At 65.6% G+C, this 18289-nt stretch carries 8 protein-coding genes; 4 read left to right on the top strand and 4 right to left on the bottom strand.

The genetic code is table 11. The annotated features are described in order from the left end of the window. Nucleotides 1–8: 8 nt before the first annotated feature. Nucleotides 9–9023 carry a PGF-pre-PGF domain-containing protein gene (locus tag NDI56_RS12970; RefSeq protein WP_310919965.1) on the bottom strand — a complete coding sequence of 3005 codons (9015 nt, stop codon included), beginning with the start codon at nt 9021–9023 and terminating at the stop codon, nt 9–11. Nucleotides 9024–9274: 251 nt separating this feature from the next. Between NDI56_RS12970 and NDI56_RS12965 the strand changes: the two genes are divergently transcribed. The 3 genes from NDI56_RS12965 (at nt 9275) to NDI56_RS12955 (ending at nt 12348) form a co-directional block, all read left to right on the top strand. Beyond that, complete coding sequence (locus NDI56_RS12965; RefSeq protein ID WP_310919964.1) at nt 9275–10045, top strand: helix-turn-helix transcriptional regulator; 771 nt, start codon at nt 9275–9277, stop codon at nt 10043–10045. 191 nt (nt 10046–10236) lie between these two features. Continuing rightward, complete coding sequence (locus NDI56_RS12960) at nt 10237–11484, top strand: ArsR/SmtB family transcription factor (RefSeq protein ID WP_310919963.1); 1248 nt, start codon at nt 10237–10239, stop codon at nt 11482–11484. A 213-nt stretch (nt 11485–11697) separates the two neighbouring features. Further along, nucleotides 11698–12348, top strand: coding sequence for a bifunctional 4-hydroxy-2-oxoglutarate aldolase/2-dehydro-3-deoxy-phosphogluconate aldolase (locus NDI56_RS12955; protein WP_310919962.1), 651 nt, complete (start codon nt 11698–11700; stop codon nt 12346–12348). 38 nt (nt 12349–12386) lie between these two features. Here the strand turns inward: NDI56_RS12955 and kdgK1 are convergent, their stop codons facing one another. The 3 genes from kdgK1 to NDI56_RS12940 all read right to left on the bottom strand — a co-directional run bounded on the left by kdgK1 (nt 12387) and on the right by NDI56_RS12940 (nt 16642). Further along, entirely contained in the window at nt 12387–13340 is a 954-nt protein-coding gene (kdgK1, locus tag NDI56_RS12950; protein WP_310919961.1) for a bifunctional 2-dehydro-3-deoxygluconokinase/2-dehydro-3-deoxygalactonokinase, read from the bottom strand. A 136-nt stretch (nt 13341–13476) separates the two neighbouring features. After that, complete coding sequence (locus NDI56_RS12945; RefSeq protein WP_310919960.1) at nt 13477–15612, bottom strand: alpha-galactosidase; 2136 nt, start codon at nt 15610–15612, stop codon at nt 13477–13479. 277 nt (nt 15613–15889) lie between these two features. After that, complete coding sequence (locus NDI56_RS12940; RefSeq protein WP_310919959.1) at nt 15890–16642, bottom strand: IclR family transcriptional regulator; 753 nt, start codon at nt 16640–16642, stop codon at nt 15890–15892. A 450-nt stretch (nt 16643–17092) separates the two neighbouring features. Here NDI56_RS12940 and NDI56_RS12935 point away from each other — a divergent pair, with 450 nt between their 5' ends. Further along, entirely contained in the window at nt 17093–18283 is a 1191-nt protein-coding gene (locus tag NDI56_RS12935; RefSeq protein WP_310919958.1) for an extracellular solute-binding protein, read from the top strand. Nucleotides 18284–18289 lie beyond the last annotated feature (6 nt).

The raw sequence follows: 18289 nt of genomic DNA, 5'->3' as shown, positions 1-18289 counted from the left end.
TGACCGCGCTATGTCCGTCGGCGGCGGAACAACGCCACCGAGACGAGCGCGGCGAGCGCGACACCGACACCGAATCCGGGGCCGTCCGCCGCCGTCGTCTCTCGCTCTGAGTCGGTGGTCGCCGGGTCGGAGTCCGCGTTCTCTGTCGGTGATTGCGGCCCCGCCGACGCGTTGTCAGGCGCACCCGCCGTCGCGGAGTCGCCGCGAACGGCGGTCGACGGACCGACGGCGAACACCGAAAAGCCCGGGCTCGTCGCCTCGAAGCGAACCCGTCCGTTATCCCTGCTTGCAACGGTGGTGTCGAGTTCCGTCCACTCGCCCGCGTCGGCATCGTATCGGTAGAGTGCGACGTCCTCGGCACCGAGCCCGTGTTCCGAGAGGCTGGCGGTGTCGACGCTGAATCCGACCGTCGCCGCGGTGACGCGGTCGCTCGCGTCGCCGCCGTCGGCGAGGACTGTGAATTCGACGTACGAGAGAGCGAGGTCGGCGCGCCCGCCGTCGTCGGGAGCGAGCGGTGGCGTCCCGCTGGGCAGTCTCTCCGGCGCGGTCGGGCGGGCCCCGAAGGTCACTTCGGCGTCCGCATCGAGCGTGAGGGCGACTCGCTCGTAGCGTATCCCGCTGCCCGCGTCGCCAACTGCCTCGCCGAGGTCGATACTGGTCGGGCTGTCGGCGGTAGCCGTCGTGTTGACCGTGACGCCTCCGTCCGCATCGGTGCCTGCCGGGCCCCCGTCGGACCCGGGGCTCGGTGGCGCGCCGCCACTGGTACCGCCACCAGCGCCCCCGCTGCCGGAGTCATCGTCACCGCCACCGCGACTGCCACCCCCAGCAGTACCGCCACTGCCATCAGTTCCGGAATCGGGTGACTCGACCGCAATACGGACTCTCGCCTCCAGACCGCCCGCACTCGCGACGATGTCCGTGGTCCCGTCACTCCCGGCGGTGACGGTGCTGTTCCCGACTGTCGCGACACCGGGGTCGCCACTCGAATAGCTCGCGGTCCCGGTCACCGAGACGGTCGAGCCGTCGGCGAGGCCGAGCACGGCCGTCGCGTCGGTCGACTCGCCGGGTTCGAGGGCCGTCGAGTCGAGTCGCAGGGAGAGTGACGCGGCCTCCCACCGGAGCCGCGGATAGCCGGCCGTGGCCACCCACGACCCGCCGAAGTCGAGGGCCATCGCCTCGGTGGCGTTCGCGCCGGTCATGGTCTCGGTCGTCAGCGGCGCGCCGCCCGCCGAAGTCGACTGGTTGGTCGCCGACGTATCCCAGTACGAGTCCTCGACGGTCCCGCCGTTCGCTCCGACCGCGCTGCCGACGAGTCCGCCCTCGCCACTGTCTCCGTCGACCGGTCCGGTCGCGTACGAGTTCGAGACCGTCCCACCGTCTTCTGTCGCCCCGAGTAGTCCACCGACGTTGACGTTCCCGGTCACGTTCGCGCCGGCGTAGGCGTTCGTCACCGTCGACGTCTCACTCCGCCCGACGAGCCCGCCGGCGTTCGCCCCGACGGCGGTCACGCTCCCGCGCGTCCACGAATCGCGCACGTCGGATTCGACGCTCTCCCCGAGGAGAGCGCCGACGTTCGTCACGCCGACGACCGTGCCACTCACGGAGACGTTCCGAACGGTTCCGCCGTCGTAGACGCCACCGGCCACACCGCCGACCGACCGCCGGCCATCGATGTCGACCGCGGAGAGAGCCACGTCCGTAATCTCGCCCGAACTCTCGCTGAAGAGCCCGACGCCGTCTGCCTCGCTATCGGTGCTCGTCAGCCCGGTGATCTCGTGTCCGGCACCGTCGAACGAGCCGCTGAACTGCCGGACGGAGTCGATGCCGATCGGTTCGAACCCGGCGCCGTCGTTCCAGTCGGCGGTTTCGCTCGCGTCGATGTCCCGCGTGAGCGTGTAGGTGGCCGCGGGGTCGTTCGCCACCAGCTGGAGTTCGTCGACGTCGCCGACCTCGTAGGGGTCGTCGTCGGTCCCGTTGCCGGCGTGTTCGTACTCGTCGAGCGCCGGGTAGCCGGGCGTGACGTGCCACGGCCCGTCGAAGTCGAGGTCCATAGCGGAATCCGCGTCTGCACCGGTCATCTCGTCGGTCGTGAGCCCCGTCGCGTTTCCGGCGGAGTCGGTCCGTCCGGTGGAGTCGATATCCCAGTAGGCGTTCGAGACGGTCGCGCCGGTGGTTGTTCTCCCGGCGAGTCCCCCGGCGCCGTCACCGTCGGCCACGGCTCCCACCGCGTACGACGTCTCGATGTCGCCAGTGTTGGTGCCGACCAGCCCGCCGACCGAACCGTTTCCGGAGACGGAGCCCGCGGCGGACGTGTCGGCCATCGCTCCGAGATTCCAGCCGACGAGTCCGCCGACGTTGGTCCCGTTGCCGCCGACGTCGACGTCGGCCGTGACGTTACGAATCGCACCGCCACTGATTCCGCCAATCGGTCCAACGTTGGTCGCGTTCCCCCGCATCGTCCCGGTGATACTGACGTTCGCAATCGTGGCCCCGTTGTAGGCCGACCCCACGAGCAGGCCGGTGTAGCTTCCGCCGGTAGCGTCGGTCGTCGCGTTTTCGAGCGAGAGATTCGAGACGCGGGCTCCGTTGAGCGTCCCGAACAGGCCAAGGTAGCCACCGGGAGCATCGCCGTCACCGAACACCGTCATATCAGTGATTGCGTGCCCGTCACCGTCGAGTGAGCCACCGAAGGCTATCGGGCGGAATCCGCGTTTCTCCGAGAACGCCGAAACCGTCCACTCGTCGGTCTCACTCGCGTCCACATCATCGACGAGCGTATATTTCGCGCCTGTCTCTTGCACAATCGCCTGCAACTCGTGGGCGTTCGAGATTTCGAAGGGGTTCGCCTCGGTGCCGTTGCCCGCCAGTTCCGGCCACAGTTCGAGGTCGGCCGTCTCGCTTCCGTCGACGGTCAGCGTCTCGGAGTCGTCGATTCGAGGGTCGCCGACGGCGTCGACAGTCGTGTTCGCCGAGACGGTGACCGCTGTACCGTTGAACACGGGAATACTGTAGGTCCCCCCCGAATCTGTTCGGACAGTCGCCTGCTGGCCGCCGCCGTAGTCGACCGTGACCGGGGTGTCGTTCAGCGGCTCACCCGTCGCGCCGTCGGTGACGGTTCCCGAGAGCGTCTCGCGGCTGCGAACCTCGATACTGTCGGTCAGTTCGTCGTCGGGCGTTTCGACGACGGCAGTGTAGTTCCCGTCGGTGAAATCGGCTGGCAGAAGGACGAACGACCTGACGGACTCGTTGGACCCGGCCGCGAGCGTCACGCTACGCTCGGACGTGGTGCCGTCTATCGAAAGTACGAGCGTCTTCGTTCCGTTCGCCGTGCCGATGTTCTCCAGCGTCGCGTTGAACGCGGACGGCTCGCCCGGGGCCACGTACTCGGGCAGGTCGACGCTCCGGACGGCGAAGACGGGGTCGGCGTTGGCCTCATCGAAGCGGTGGACGGGGTAGTCCGTAGAGGGCGCCCACGTCGTCTCGAAGTCCAGCGTCATGGTCTCGGTGGCGTCGAGCCCGGTCATGTTCGCGGTCGTGAGCGGGGTGCCGCCACCGGCCGAGGCCGCCTGCCCAGTCGTGTCGATGTCCCAGTAGGCGTTTTCGACGGTGCCGCTGTTGTCGCCGACGAGCCCGCCCAGCGTGCCGGTGCCGTCGACGCTGCCGACGGCGAACGAAGAAGACAGCGTGCCACCGTTTCCGTTCCGTCCGACGAGCCCACCGACACGCTGTGAATCTCCTTCGAGAGAGACGTTCGCTGTCGAATTGCGTATCTCGCCCGAATTGAATCCGACGAGACCGCCGGTGTCGAATCCGCCGGCGTCGATAGTTCCGGTCACGCGCACCCGCCCGATCGTGGCGTCGGTACTGGTTCCGGCGAGCAGTCCGGTCGACCCGCCGTCGACACCGAGTGCAGTCGCGTTCTCCAGCGAGAGGTTCGTCACCAGACTATCCGCGTATATGTTCGCGAACAGTCCAGTGTAGAAGCTCTCGTTAGCGAGTTGTAGTTCGGTAATCGTGTAGCCGTCGCCGTCGAGTGTGCCGCCATCGAAGTCAATCGGCGTGAATCCGTCGCCGTCCCACTCGTCAGTCTGGCTTGCGTTCACATCCGAGACGAGCGTGTAGTTCGCATCGCTGTCCTGACTCATCGCCGCCAGCTCGCGGGCCGTCGAGATGGTGTAGGGCTGCTCGCTCGTCCCCTCGCCCGCCAGGTCGGGCCACAGGTCGAGGTCGACGGTCGTCTCGCCGGCGACTGTCGCGGTCGCTGTTCCCGTTATTTCCTCGGGACCTTCGGCCCCGTCGACTGTCGTGGTGGCCGAGACCGTGGCCGTCCGGTTGTTGACCACCGACAGCTCGTAGACGCCGTCCGCGTTGGTCTCGGCGGTCTGCGTGCTCGTTCCGTCGTCGACCGTCACCGTCAGGTTCGACAGCGCCGCGCCGGTCGCGCCGTCGACGACCCGGCCGGTGACCGTCTCGTTGCCGTTGGTGGCGACGGTCGTCGTCGCGTGGTCCGTCCGCGTGCTCGCGTTGAGGGCGGCCGTGCCGGTTTCGGTGGCCGCCGGAATCGCGTAGTCGGCGGTGACGTTCTCGGTCTCGCCCGCGGCGACGGTCACCGATTGGTTGTAGAACTCGGCGCCGTCGAACACGAGCGAGACGTTCTCGGTCCCTGCGGCGTTGCCGACGTTTTCGACGCGTGCGTTGAACGTGGCGGTCGACCCCGCGTCGACGCTCGCCGGGGCGTCTGCGAGAGCGACCCGGAAGTCCGAATCGAGCGCGGTGATTGCCGCGACGTCCGAGAGCCCGCCTCCGGTGGCGGTCACGGTGTCGGGGCCGTAGGCCTCGCCCGTAATCGTGCTCGCGTCGACCGAGACGTTGGGTCCGTCGGCGCTGTAGGTCGACGTGTCGGTCGCGGTGGTCCCCGTGCCGTCTTGGAGGGTGACTTCGACCGTCGCCTCGGTGGTGTTATTCACGTCGACTTCGTCGTCCGCGAGCGAGAGGTCGTAGCTGTCGACTTGCCACGCGAGCAGTGGGTAGTCGTCGTCGACGGCGAGCCACGTCTTGTCGTAGTCGAGTCCGGCCATGTTGGCGACTGCGTCTGGACCGGTCATCTGGGCGGGGGTGAGACCAGTTGCTCCGGTAGCGTCACCGGAAGTGACGGCATTTGCGGCCGTACTGGTGTTCCAGTAAACATTGTCCATCTCTCCGACCGAGTTGATGGCGATACCAGCGACGGTTTCACCACTGACGGAACCTGCGGCGTACGAGTTTGAGATCTCATCTGCGCTATTCCCGACCAGTCCGCCGACATCATCCGCACCAGTGACATCGCCTGTCGTATACGAGCTATTGATACGAGTTACTGAATCGGGATCACCGACTAGTCCTCCAGCACGATCGCCACCACCGGAGTTTACGTTGCCGGTCGCGGAGACACTGTCGGTGACCGCATTGTATAGTGTTCCGACTAGCCCGCCAGCAGATCCAATAGATCCACCGCCCGATGCCGTGACGTTCCCCGTCGCAGAGCTGTTCGAGATCGTAGACAGCTCCACTTCATCCCAAGTAGTACCGATCCATCCGGCGAACCCACCGACGTCATCACCCCTACCGAGGACATCTCCGGTCGCCCGTGAGTTCGTAATCGTCACTGGTCCACCCCAGAATCCGATAGCGCCGCCACTGGCAGAACCGCGATTGTTGGCAGAGGTAGTGACGCCAACCTCCGACGTGACATCGCTGAAGACAAGAATCGGACCGTCATCGATTGCTCCCCCGTAATTGCTCCCGACGACACCACCAGCAGAGTAGCCCGTTTCGACAGCCCCGGAGACATAGACCGAGGATACAGTGAGGTCTCCGGATAGACCGACGAGCCCACCGGTTGCCGTACTCCCTCCCACGTCTTCCTCGGATGCACCACGGATATCCACGTTCGTGAGCGAGAGGTCCCGTATCGTCGTTGAATCGGTTGCACCGAAGAGCCCGACGAATAGCTCGTTCGAGCGGTTAATATTGAGCCCTGTTATCGTCCGGTTTCGTCCATCGAGGGACCCTGCGAACATGGGCGCGGTATCTGGATTGGTAAGCTCGTCCGCTGTCCCAACGGGGTCGAATCCCTTCCCGTCGTTCCAGTCTTCAGTCGCGTTCGCATCCACGTCGTCGACCAACTGATAGTCCGCATCGAGGTCCTGGCTCATCGCCTGCAACTCGTAAGCGTTCGAGACGTTGTAGCGGTCGTTCTCAGTGCCCGATCCCTCCAGTTCGGCCCACAGTTCGAGGTCCTGTTGGGTGGACCCGTCGACGGTGACCGTCTCGGTGGCGGTGATCTCGGGGTCGCCGTCGGCGTCCTCGATTGTCGTGGTCGCCGCGAGGTCGACGGTCGACCCGTTGGTGATCTCGATCTCGTAGTCGCCGTTCGCGTCGGTCGTGTCCCGAACCGTTCCATCGACCGCGATGTCGAGGCCCGACAGCGCCTCGCCGGTCGCACCGTCGGTCAGCGTCCCCGAGACCGTCTCGAAGCCGTCGATCCGCACGCCAGCCGTCGATTCGTCGTCGGGCGTACTCGCGTCGAGGTCGACCGACGCGGCGGTAGCTGCGTCCTCGGGAATCTCGTAGTCGACAGCGATAGTTGCAGTCCCACCGGCGGCGAGCGTCTCCGATTCGTTGGTTAGCTCGGTCCCGCCGAATGCCAGCGCGACGTTTTTCGTCCCCTCGGCGTTGCCGACGTTCTCGACGGTCGCCTCGAACTCGTAGGTTTCGCCCGCGTCGACGCTCGACGGGGGCTCGTCGAGCGTGACGTTGAAGTCCGAATCGCGGGCGGTGATCGCGGCGGCATCCGAGCGTCCGCCAGCCGTCGCGGTCACGGTGTCGGGGCCATAGGTGTTGGCGGTGACCGTTCCTGCGTCGACCGTTACGTTATCTTCAGTGTCGTAGGTCGACGTTTCGGTTGCGGTGGTCTCCGTGCCGTCCGAGAGTGTAACGTCGACCGTTGCCTCGGTGATGTCTTCGACGTTGATGTCGTCGTCCGCGAGCGAGAGATCGTAGGTGTCGACCTGCCAGCCCAGTACTGGGTACGTGTCTTCGTCGTCGACGGCGAGCCACGTTGTTTCGTAGTCGAGTCCGTCCATGTTGTCGGTAGCGTTCATGCCGAACATTTGTGCGGGCGTGAGACCAGTTGCTCCGGTAGCGTCACCGGAAGTGACGGCCTCGTCAGCGGTGCTCTCGTTCCAGTAGACGTTCGTCATCTCGTCGACTGAGTTGCCGGTGATACCGCCGACTTCGCTGCCGTCGACGGAGCCTGCGGCGTAGGAGTTCAAGACGAGATCCGCACTGCTTCCGACAAGACCACCAGCACTGTTGTTACTGTGAACCGTCCCGGTCGAAGAGGAATTCGTAATCTCCTTGGCACCGGTTCCAACAAGGCCACCGACAGCACTGCTACCGGTCACGTTCCCTGTCGCGTACGACTCCTCGATAGAAACACTCCCGGCGGCATCACCGATCAAGCCGCCAGCGTAATTTCCGTCGCCAGAGCTCACATCACCGGTTGCAGCCGAGCGGCTAATGTTTCCATCTTCGAGCCACCCAACGAGCCCGCCAGCTCTGTTGACCTGTTTACCGTCCGGCGGCCGCACGGTTCCGGTCGCCGAAACGTTGGTGAGTTCCGCGTGACCGAGAGACCCAGCAAATCCGCCAGCGCCAGCCCCTATGCCAACGACAGTACCGGTTGCCCGAGAGTCCTCGATCGTTTCTTGACCCCTCCAGAATCCGACGACTCCACCACTAGCGTACGTGATCTCATTGCTGGTCACGTCGACGCTCGAACTGACGTTGTTGAGTTCGAGAGACTTCGGGTTATCTGAATCAAACCAACCGCCGACGAGGCCACCTTGTACGTGACCAGTACTTACCGAACCGGACGTGTCAATCGAAGACGCGTCGAGGCCAGCAGATACCCCAACTAGTCCGCCAGTCGCGGTGATTTCTCCAACGTCACCGAGCGACGCCCCAGTCACGTTGAGGTCGACGAGCGAGACGTTCGAAACTGTCAGACCGCTTGCCGCACCGAACAGTCCGACGGCCAGTTCGTTAGAGCGGTTGATCGAGAGACCCGTTATCGACCGGTCTTGTCCGTCGAAGGACCCGGTGAACATGGTCGCCGGATTCGGATCAGTAACGTCATCTGCCGTCCCGACCGGGTCGAACCCCTCCCCATCGTTCCAGTCTGCAGTCCCGCTCGCATCGACGTCCTCGACCAACTGATAGTCCGCATCGAGGTCCTGACTCATCGCCTGCAACTCGTAGGCGTTCGAGACGTTGTAGGGCCGCTCGCTCGTCCCCGAACCCGAGTGCTCGGCGAACAACACGAGGTCCTGCGTCGTCGACCCCGCAACGGTCACCGCCGTGGTGTTCGCAATCGTCACGTCGCCCGCGTCGGCGGTGTCGACGGTCGTCTCGGCGCTCAGGTCGACGGTCTCGCCGTTCACCACCTCGATGTCGTAGTCGCCACTTGCGTCCGTCGTGTCCGCGACTTCGCCGTCCACCTCGACCTCGACGCCCGACAGCGCCTCGCCGCTCGCCCCGTCGGTCACCGTTCCCGTTACCGTCTCGTTACCGTTGACGGTCAGGACCTGGTCGGCCGTGCTGTTCGCCCACGTCGAGAGGTCGGTGCCCCCGGCCGGCGTCGTCGTCACGTTCGCGACGTAGACGGTGTACTCTCCGGTTTCGGCCCCGCTCGTGTCGATACTGATCGTCTCCGCGTCGGCCGTCGCGTTCGTGCCGGAGAGGTCCGTCCCGTCGGCGTCGTACGTCGAGTCCACCGACGCGACGGCCGTGTAGCCGGGGTCGGCCGTCGCCGGGTCGTCCGCGACGGTCACCGCGGCCGAGTTGCCGGCCGTGACAGTCGTCGTCGTGAGGGTCGCGCTGTTGGCGGCCGCCGCCGCAGTCCCGGTGAGCGGCCCCGTTCCCGCGAGGGCAACGGCCCCGACCACGAGGAGCACGGCGGCCAGCGAGCGAACGCCGTTCATCGACCGCCACCCGAACTGCGTGCAGACAGAGACGCGAGGTCACAGTCGGTCGCCCGCCCACCCGCCGACGCCCGGCAGTCGCCACCTGAATCCACAGAATTCCGAACCGACACGGCAATCATGGGGTATATCTCTGAAAACTCCAGTTATACCCACCGTTGGACTCATTATTTTTTGTTGGGCGCGCTGTTCATCGACGAACAGGTGGGGCGTAACTGAAACGTTATGAGGGTAGAATAGGGATATGGACCATGGATTCGTCGGATACCGACCGAGCCGTCTCGATACTCCGACGTACGCCGCTCCTCGCCGCCTGTCGCGACAGCGCACGCTCGCGAAGAGAGCTCAGCGAACAGACCGGCGTTTCGCGGACGACCGTCTACCGTGCGACCGTGGCCCTCGAAGACCGGGGGCTACTGGAGAAGACGAAGGAGGGATACCGGACGACGAGCCAGGGGACAGCGCTGCTATCGGCCAGTGAGACGTACGAGACTGCCGTCGAGACCATCGACCGACTCGACCCGCTGTTCGACCTCGTCTCCCACCCGACGCTGCTCGAACACGCCCACCTGTTTGCCGACGCGACCGTCGTCGTCGCAGACCCGTCCAATCCCTACCGCGTCGTCGGCCACGTCATGGAGCGCTTCGAGGCGACGGCGACGTCCCGCGGCACGCTCGTCAACCCGACGGCCGTCGAGGCCATCGAACGTGCGATGCCCGAACTGGCGTCCAAAGACCACATCGAGCGGATATTCACCGCCAGCGCTCTGGAGGCACACGAGACGGTCGGAGGCGAGGGGTTCGACGAAGTGACCGAAAGCGATTCGCTGTCCGTCCTCGTCGCCGACGACGACGCCGTTCCGTTCTCGTTCGCTATCGACGACGACGATGTCTCCATCGTCGGCCACGACCCCGCGACCGGACTCCCGACCGTCCACGTCGAATCGGGCCGGCCGGCCGCGAGAGCGTGGCTCGAAGCGCTCTACGAGCGGTGTAAAGCGGCTGCGACGCCGGTCGCCTGAGTGGCGTGCCGAGTCGCCATCGAGTGCGTGACGTGTGAGTGTCACTGTGGACCGAGCGGACGTGGGACGGGAGACGCTAGCGGGGAGAGTTCTTGTGTCGGACCCACGGAAGCCACGCTGCCAGTCTTCAATGGCCGTTGAACTTACCCGTACCCCTAAGCCTACTCTATCGAATAGCGAAGGTGGCGAGTATGTCACTGTTGCCCTCTACGCGGTCGGACTCCGAATCGACGCAAGACGGGTCGTTCAGACTCCTCGACATCGACGACGAGGAGGCCGACGCGGTGTTCGATGCGCTCTCCTCACAGACGACACGCACGATGCTTTCGGCGCTGTATCGAACGCCGAGCACCCCGTCCGAACTCGCCGAACAGACCGACACGTCGGTCCAGAACGCGATGTACCACCTGGAGAAGCTCGAAGGTGTCGGGCTTGTCCGCGTCGTCGAGACGCGCTACTCCGCCCGCGGGAAGGAGATGCGCGTGTACGCACCGTCGGAGCACCCGGCCGTCGTGTTCCTCGGCACCGAGGAGCGAAAATCGGGCCTCGTCGCGAGGCTCAAGCGGCTGCTGGGCGCCATCGGCGTCCTCGGACTGGTCGGGCTCGCCGACGAACTGCCCGACGCCGTCCAGCAGTCCGTTAGCAGCCACACACTGAGTCCGCCGGCGGCGCTGGTCGCGGCGGCCGGCGTCGTCACGGCACTCGTCGTCTCCAGGGGCTCCGCTGCCGATTCGGAGTCCGCCGAGAGCTCCTCCCGCAGAACACGAACGATCAACCCGATGACCCGAAAAACCCTCCTGATCACTGTTACCCTCCTCGTCGGCGTCTGCATGATGCCGGTCGCAATCGCGTATAGCCCCGCTGTCTCCGGGACGTACACGACCTCGACAGCGCCGGCAGGGACGAGCGGTTCCGCGGCAAACGCCGGTGTGCCGCAGGTCGCGGATGAGACTGTCACTGTCGTCGTCACGGGCGGAGACGCCGACGTCCGGGCGAGCGTCTCCCGGCAACTCACAGCGACGCTTCGAGAGCGGGGTGCGACCGTCGAACGGGCCGACCGGATTACCGACGTGTCCGGGAGTCTGTTCGCAGTGCACCTCTCGGACGGTCACGTCGACACCGGACCGTTCACCCTCACTCCGTCGGCGAACCTGACGGCGTATTTCACGTACGTCGAGTCCGGCGACGCGAGCGTCGCGGAATCGGTCCTCACGCACGAACAGACCGCGGACGGCGGCCCGCCGATATTCCGGACCGAACTGGACGGTCGGGTCGCAGTGGGGTCGTTCTCGTTCGAACGCGGCACGCACCAAACTATCGACACCCTGAACACGATCAAACGGGGCGGAAGCGACGCCGAGACGTTCAAACGCGACGTCGGAGCGGCGATAGCGAACGAGAGCGTGCACAACGCCTTCGCCGAACGGCTCTGGACGTAGAGACTGGCAGGCGCTCCGTTGCGTTGGACTGGTACCCGTTCGGCGACCGAGGCATCGTTTACGTGTCACCGAAATCATACGGACCGACCACGACACTCGCTGCTACCACCGTGACGGGGCCAAGTATCCCGTGAGGGGCACAGCGAGTATCGGGCCGATGAGGCCCAGACGGATAGCGAGGACACTTTACCTCCGCCATACATCCACGCGGATATGGCGACCGAACAGCGGATAATGGAGAGTATCGTCGATAGCGGCGTAGTCGCCGTGATGCGCGACATCCCAGAGGACGACGTGGTCGACGTCGCGCGTGCTATCTACGAGGGCGGCGTGACTGCCCTGGAACTGACCGCGGACGCGAAACGGTGCTCGGAGCTGATAGCCGACGTGGACCGCGCGCTCGCCGATACCGACGCCGTCGTCGGTGCCGGGACGGTTCGCGACGCAGCGACCGCTCGAAACGTCATCGAAGCCGGTGCGGAGTTCGTTCTCGCCCCCAATATCAGTGAGGAGGTCCTCGAAGTGTGCAACCGGGAGCGCGTCGTCGCCGTCCCGGGTGTGATGACGCCGACTGAAGCCGACCGGGCGATGGCCGCGGGCGCGGACATACTGAAGCTGTTCCCCGCGTCGACCGTCGGGCCGGGCCACATCGGCGCGATTCAGGGGCCGCTGGGCGACGTACCCATCATGCCGACCGGCGGCGTCTCGACGGACAACGTCGCCGACTACTTCGACGCCGGGGCGACGGCGGTCGGCGCCGGCTCGGCGCTGGTCGACTACGAGGCCATCGAGAACGACGACATGGACGCCGTCCGCGAGAGCGCCGCCGCCTTCGTCCGGGCCGTCGAAGACGCGCGGAACTGAGTCGCTGTCTCTCTCCGGATGCCCGTTTGCTCGCGGCGCTACCGGGAGATGCCCGCAGCGCCGCCGTCGATGACCGTCTCGACCTCTTCGGGACTCACCACGGCGATATCGCCGGGAACCGTCCGCTTGAACGCGGCCGTCGCCGCGGCGTATTCCAGGGCGTCGGGGACGTCGTGTCCGTCGAGGTACTGCGAGAGAAAGCCACCGACGAAGGAGTCGCCGGTCCCAACCGGATGAGCGTCCGTCGACTCGAAGGTCGGCTGTTCGTAGACGGCGTCCCCGGAGACCGCGAGTGCCGGGTCGGTTCCGCGGGTGAGAACCGCCACTTCGAGACCGAACGTCTCCGCGAGTTCCGTCGCGATCTCCGTGCTCTCTCCGGACATATCGAACACCTTCCGAGCGTCACGTTCCGCGACGGTGAAGACGTCTACGTCGTCCAGTAGCCCCGCGAGCGTGTCTCTGGCCTCGGCCGGCGACCAGAGCTTCGACCGGTAGTTACAGTCGAAACTCGTCGTCGTCCCCGCCTCCTGTGCGGCCGCGAGCAGGGCCGCCGTCGTCTCCGAGAGCGTGTCCGACAGCGCCGGCGTGATGCCGGTCGTGTGGAATCCCGCCGCGTTCTCGATTCTCGCCACGGGAAGCTCCGCGGGCGTAGCGGTCGTGACGGCAGCGTCGGTGCGGTCGTAGATGACGGTGTTCCCGCGAGGTCGGTCACCGGTTTCGAGGTAGAACGTCCCCTGGCGGCCGCCGTCGCTCCAGACGACGTCGACCGTCACGCCGTGGCTGCGAAGCTCCCCGGCGACGCGTCGCGCGACCGGCGAGTCAGGGAGTTTCGAGGTCCAGGTCGCGTCGAGGCCCAGTCGCTGGGCCGTCACGGCGACGTTGCTCTCCGCGCCCGCTGCACGGACCGTGTACTCGTCTGCGGTCTCGATGCGCTCGTCAGCCGGTGGTGAGAACCGCAGCATCGTCTCGCCGAACGTCACGAGGTCGTCCATGGTAAAGGGGCGCATCAGACTCGTTATAAAACCGCTCGATTCCGGTTCTCGGTGCAGTCATCGGGCACGGTGCTCGTGACGCTGTGCGAGTATCGCCCGAGCGGAACCGCATCTACCAGTCGACGGTGGGAATCACTCAGGCACGCTCGAAGGAGAGCGTCGCCGTTCCCGGACCGACGGTGACCGTGCGCGTGTCCATCGTGTCACCGTCGTCGGCAGCGTCGCTCCAGCCGTCGGGGACCCCAATCACGACCGTCTGAGGCATCGCCGCGTCGATTGAGAGGGTCAATCGACCCGCCGAACCGTCGGCGCTCCAGGCGACCCGCTCCAGGCGCGAGCCCAGGCCGGCCAGGTTATCCGTTCCGAGCAGGTGGGGGCGGTCGCTCGCGGGGGCGACGTGGACGAGCAGACAGCCGTGAGCTGGGACCGTCCGCTCGACTGTTTCCCCGACGGAGATGGCCTCACCCTCGAAGGCGTCCCAGCCGCGCTCGTCGTCGGCCAGCGACAGCGACATGGTCTCGGCGGAGTCGCTCCAGTTGAACAGCGCGACCGCGCGGCCGCCGTCGGCCGCCCGCTCACAGACGAGTCGGTCGGGCAGCTCCGTTCGGCCGACACCGTCGACCGTGCCCTCCGTCACCGGCGGGAGGGACCGCTCCAGTAACGAACGGTTCGCGGCACCGATATCGGCGATCTTGTCGCTGAACAGGTTCGAGCCACCGGTCAGCGCGACCACCGTAGCGAACGCCTCCCGTTCGGCCGCCGACAGTTCGGTCGTCTCCCGCACGAGCTGACAGTCCGGGTCGTTGAGCCACCACTCCCGGTGGAGGTAGTCGCGGTTGAGGACGTTCCGTATGGCGTTTTCGTGTGCCGGTTCGCTGTCTGATTCGCCCTCGCGGGTCCAGTACTCGGCGGTGTCGGGGCCGACCCGCATCGTATCGACGAGGCCGACGCTCTGGCCTTGCGGGGCACCACAGCCCAGGATATGCGTCTCCTCGCCGACGGCCTCCCGGATGGTCGCGAGACCCTCGCGGTAGGCCTCGGCCCGCGTTACGTCGGCGAACCGCTCGCCGGGCAAGGCCCCGGCGTAGAGGAAGTCCAGTTTGAGGTAGTCGAACCCCCACTCGTCGACGACAGTGCGGAAGGTCTCCCGGAGCCACGTCTGCACCTCGGGGTGGGTCAAATCCAGCCCGTACATCTCGCCGTGGCGTTCGCCGGCCGAAACGAACTCGCCGTCGCCGTCGGTGACGAGCCAGTCGGGGTGTGCCGCCACGAGGTCGGCGTCCGCCTGGACGAAAAACGGTGCGAGCCAGAGCCCCGGCGTGTACCCTCCGTCGCGGACGTCCGCTACCAGCGACGACATCTCCTCGAAGCCGTCGGCCAGCGTTCGCCAGTCGCCGAAGGCGGTCTGGTAGCCGTCGTCGAGTTGGACCAGTTCCACGGGGAGCCCCCACTCGTCGAGTTCGGCGCGGTTCGTCCGGACGTCGTCCGCGGTCACCTCGGTGAAGTAGTGGTACCACGAGCACCACCCCGTCGGAACCCACTCGCCGACGCGGGCGTTCATCCGCTCGCCGGTCCGCTCCGCGAGCGCGGCCAGCGCGTCGTCGACCGGTCGGGACGCGTCGAGCCACAGCGGCGCGCTGGCCACGCGCTCGCCGGGAGCCAGCGAAACGCCGTCGCCCGGAGAGACCGCCGTCAGCGACTCGACGCCCTCGCCGCGCTCGTAGTCGAACCGGTTGACGTACGTCGAGTGGTCGAGGAACCCGGCGGTCAGGTGGCGGTCGCCGTCGGTCAGGCCCACCTGACAGTGACTCGTCGTCCGCGGGGCTTCGACGTCGGTCATCATCGGAACGTCGACCGGCTCGACCGGCGCGAACGACTCCGCAACCGGGAGCGCTGCCGTCGGCGTCCACGACTGGTAGCCGTGCCGGTAGAGTCGGGTCTCCGGCCCGAAAGACAGCTCCTCGGCCGCCAAGGGACACAGCCGGCCGACCGGCCGCGGCGTCTCGGTTTCGTTAGCGACGCTCACGGTCAGGGTGACGCCGTTTGCCGCCTCGCCCAGACGTACCGTCGTCCCGGCAGCGTCGTCGTAGCGCACCCGCGTGCCGTCCGCGTCGGTCTCTACGTGGTAGGCATCGGTGTCGGGGAAGCGCTCGGCACCGAGTTCGATGACGACCCGGCCGGTCGCCAGTGTCGTTCCATCGGTTCGTACCGTTACGCGAGCCGTCTCTGGGACGAACCGGACAACCGTCCCGCCGCCGTCGACCTGAACCATACGTCATCCCGTGGTCGAACCGTAATAGCTGTTTGGAGGGGCTCTCCCTCCCGATTTTCGCACTTTCATATCTAAACTGATATCAGGTTTAGCCGGCGAGAGAATCGGGTTCGTTCAGTCATACTAAACGCGGCTGTTCGAGCATATATCGTCTATTTTTGTTGTTCAAACGTAATATGCTGCAGAGAAGCTCACGGAAGGGGTACCGGTGCCGTTCAGTATCTCTAAACAGATCAGCTGCCGGACGGAGATTTGCGGCAAATATCTACACTACTAACTAATTAGATAGGTCGATAGAGATACTGTTTGCGCTGCTGACAACAAGGCCGGTGATATCTTCTTCGAGTCGTTTCCCGCTCATACGTTCGGCGGGTCCGGTAACACACACCGCACCGACCGACCGCCCGTTGTCGGTCGTCAGTGAGGCGGCCACGCTCCGCGTCCCGTCCGCTCGCTCTTCGCGGTCGAAGGCGACGCTCTGCTCGCGAACCGTCCGTAGCTCCTCGAACAGAGCTGTTTCGTCGCTCAGCAGCTGGTCCGTCTCGTCTCCGGGGGCGCTGGCAGTGAGCAGTTCCCGGACCTCGTCTTTCGGTAGGTGTGCCAGAATCGCCTTCCCCGCGGCGTCGGTGTGGAGCGGACGCCGACGGCCTTCCCGTACCGCGGTCTCTCCGTCCTCTCCGCCCAGTACGAAGATGTACACCGCCATCCCGTGTTCCTCTACGACCAGCGCGGCGACCTCTCCGCTGGCCCGCGCGAGACGGGCGACTTCGCTCCGGGCAGCGCGGTATGCGGGTAGCCCCTCCCGCGCACGCGAGGCGACGTCGAGGAACCGGGACCCGATGCGGTACTGACGCCCTTCGCGTACGACGAACTCCATGCGGTGGAGGGTCTGGAGGTGGTTGTGTACCGTTCCCTTCGAGAGGTCGAGCGCCGTCGCGAGTTCGGTAACCCCCGCCTGGCCGTGGTCAAGTAACGCCTCGATGACCCGCATCGTCGTCGCAGTCGCCTGTACTGGATACGGCTCGTCCATAGTCGGCTATGGGCAGCGTGACCCATAACTGTTCATCAAGAGTGAACAGACGCCGCACAGCACTCACGGCGATTGAACCAGCGATATCCCGAAAAAGGACGTGTGAAGGGTTCTGAGGGTTGGTTCTACCTCTACCGGGACCGAGTAGACCCGTGTCTGTTCACTAATAGTGAACGGTAGTATATGTAAGAAGTCGTATCTATATCGCTAATAGCCGAGCCAAAATTAGCTAAAACTGCCATACGTGACGGGTGTTACTGTTCCATCTAATAATTAGCAAAACTATTAAATAATGGACTATCATGGGTATAGCTAGCGCCGATGACTAACTCAAATCGACGAATCGACCGACGACGCGTTTTGCAACTGAGTGCAGCCGGGCTCGCGGGCTTAGCCGGTTGTGGTACGGGCAGCCAGTCGGGTCCCGGAGACGACGGGTCCAGCGGGGAGATGGCCTCGGACGCCACGGTCTGGGGTTGGGACGTAGCGGCGAAGGCCCTGGACGTCGTCGACGACCCCTACGAGGAGGAACACGGCGGCGACATCACCGTCGAGCAGTTCGGTCGCTCGAACATGAAAGACAAGTTCAAGTCGCGCGTCCTCTCCGGCTCGGGCGCGCCGGCGGCCGCCATGATGGAGAGCGTCGACGCGGCCGCCTGGGTCGACACCGGTGGCCTGCGCGACGTCAGCGGCTGGATCGAGGACGCCGGTATCAGGAGCGATTTCGTCTCCGGGAAGTGGGGCCCGCTCACGAAGGACGGCAGCACGTACGCGCTCCCGTGGGACGTCGGCCCGGTCGCCGCGTTCTACCGCAACGACGTGGCAGAGGAGCACGGACTGGACATGGACGGTATCGAGACGTGGGACCAGTTCATCGCCGAGGGCGAGAAGCTGCCGGACGACGTCGCGATGCTGAATCTCCCGCCCAACGACTACGACGGCGTCTGGCGGATGATGTTCCGTCAGCTGGGCGGGCTCCCGTTCACCGACAGCGGCGCGGTCAACATCAACTCCGAGACGTCTCTCCGTGTCGCCCGCCAGATGAAGGCGGCCCACGACGCTGGAATCACGTCCAGCGTCGCCTCCTGGTCCAGCGAGTGGTTCAGCCGTGCCGGAGAGGGCTCTATCGTCTCGATATTAAGCGGTGCGTGGCTGGAAGGCACGCTGAAAGCCGAGGTCGGAGACACCTCCGGGATGTGGCGTGTGATGCGCCCGCCGGCCTACGAATCCGGCGGCAACCGCGCCACCAACTGGGGCGGCTCGAATCTCGTCATCGCCGACCAGGTCAGCGATGCCAAGGCCCGGCGGGCGTGGGACTACATGCAGTTCGCGCTCGGGACCAAGGAACAGCAGGTCACGATGTACGAGGAATACGGTCTCTTCCCGGCGTACAAGCCCGCGTACGAGTCGGACGCGTTCGACCAAGGGTCGGAGTTCCTCGGCGGACAGGCCGCCGGTCGGATGTTCGCCGAAATCGCGCCGAACATCCCCACCTACAACTACACCACCGACACCCCCGAGATCACCAAGGCCATCAACAGCGAACTCGGCCGTATGATCAGCGGCGAACTCTCACCTCAGGAAGCTGTTGACAGGGCCGCACAGCAGGTTGCCAACCGAACGAATCGGGACCTCGCGTAACACCGG

Origin of the sequence: Halomicroarcula saliterrae (assembly GCF_031624395.1) — an archaeon.
Classification (GTDB): Archaea; Halobacteriota; Halobacteria; order Halobacteriales; family Haloarculaceae; genus Haloarcula; species Haloarcula saliterrae.
The sequence above is the reverse complement of the archived record's forward strand: the minus strand, read 5'-3'. Positions and strand labels throughout refer to the sequence as shown.

Bases quoted from the DNA above. Each gene is read 5' to 3' on its own strand.
- NDI56_RS12935 (WP_310919958.1), top strand. From the start codon at position 17,093: ATGGCCTCGGACGCCACGGTCTGGGGTTGGGACGTAGCGGCGAAGGCC.
- NDI56_RS12955 (WP_310919962.1), top strand. From the start codon at position 11,698: ATGGCGACCGAACAGCGGATAATGGAGAGTATCGTCGATAGCGGCGTA.
- NDI56_RS12945 (WP_310919960.1), bottom strand. From the start codon at position 15,612: ATGGTTCAGGTCGACGGCGGCGGGACGGTTGTCCGGTTCGTCCCAGAG.
- NDI56_RS12960 (WP_310919963.1), top strand. From the start codon at position 10,237: ATGTCACTGTTGCCCTCTACGCGGTCGGACTCCGAATCGACGCAAGAC.
- kdgK1 (WP_310919961.1), bottom strand. From the start codon at position 13,340: ATGGACGACCTCGTGACGTTCGGCGAGACGATGCTGCGGTTCTCACCA.
- NDI56_RS12940 (WP_310919959.1), bottom strand. From the start codon at position 16,642: ATGGACGAGCCGTATCCAGTACAGGCGACTGCGACGACGATGCGGGTC.
- NDI56_RS12965 (WP_310919964.1), top strand. From the start codon at position 9,275: ATGGATTCGTCGGATACCGACCGAGCCGTCTCGATACTCCGACGTACG.
- NDI56_RS12970 (WP_310919965.1), bottom strand. From the start codon at position 9,023: ATGAACGGCGTTCGCTCGCTGGCCGCCGTGCTCCTCGTGGTCGGGGCC.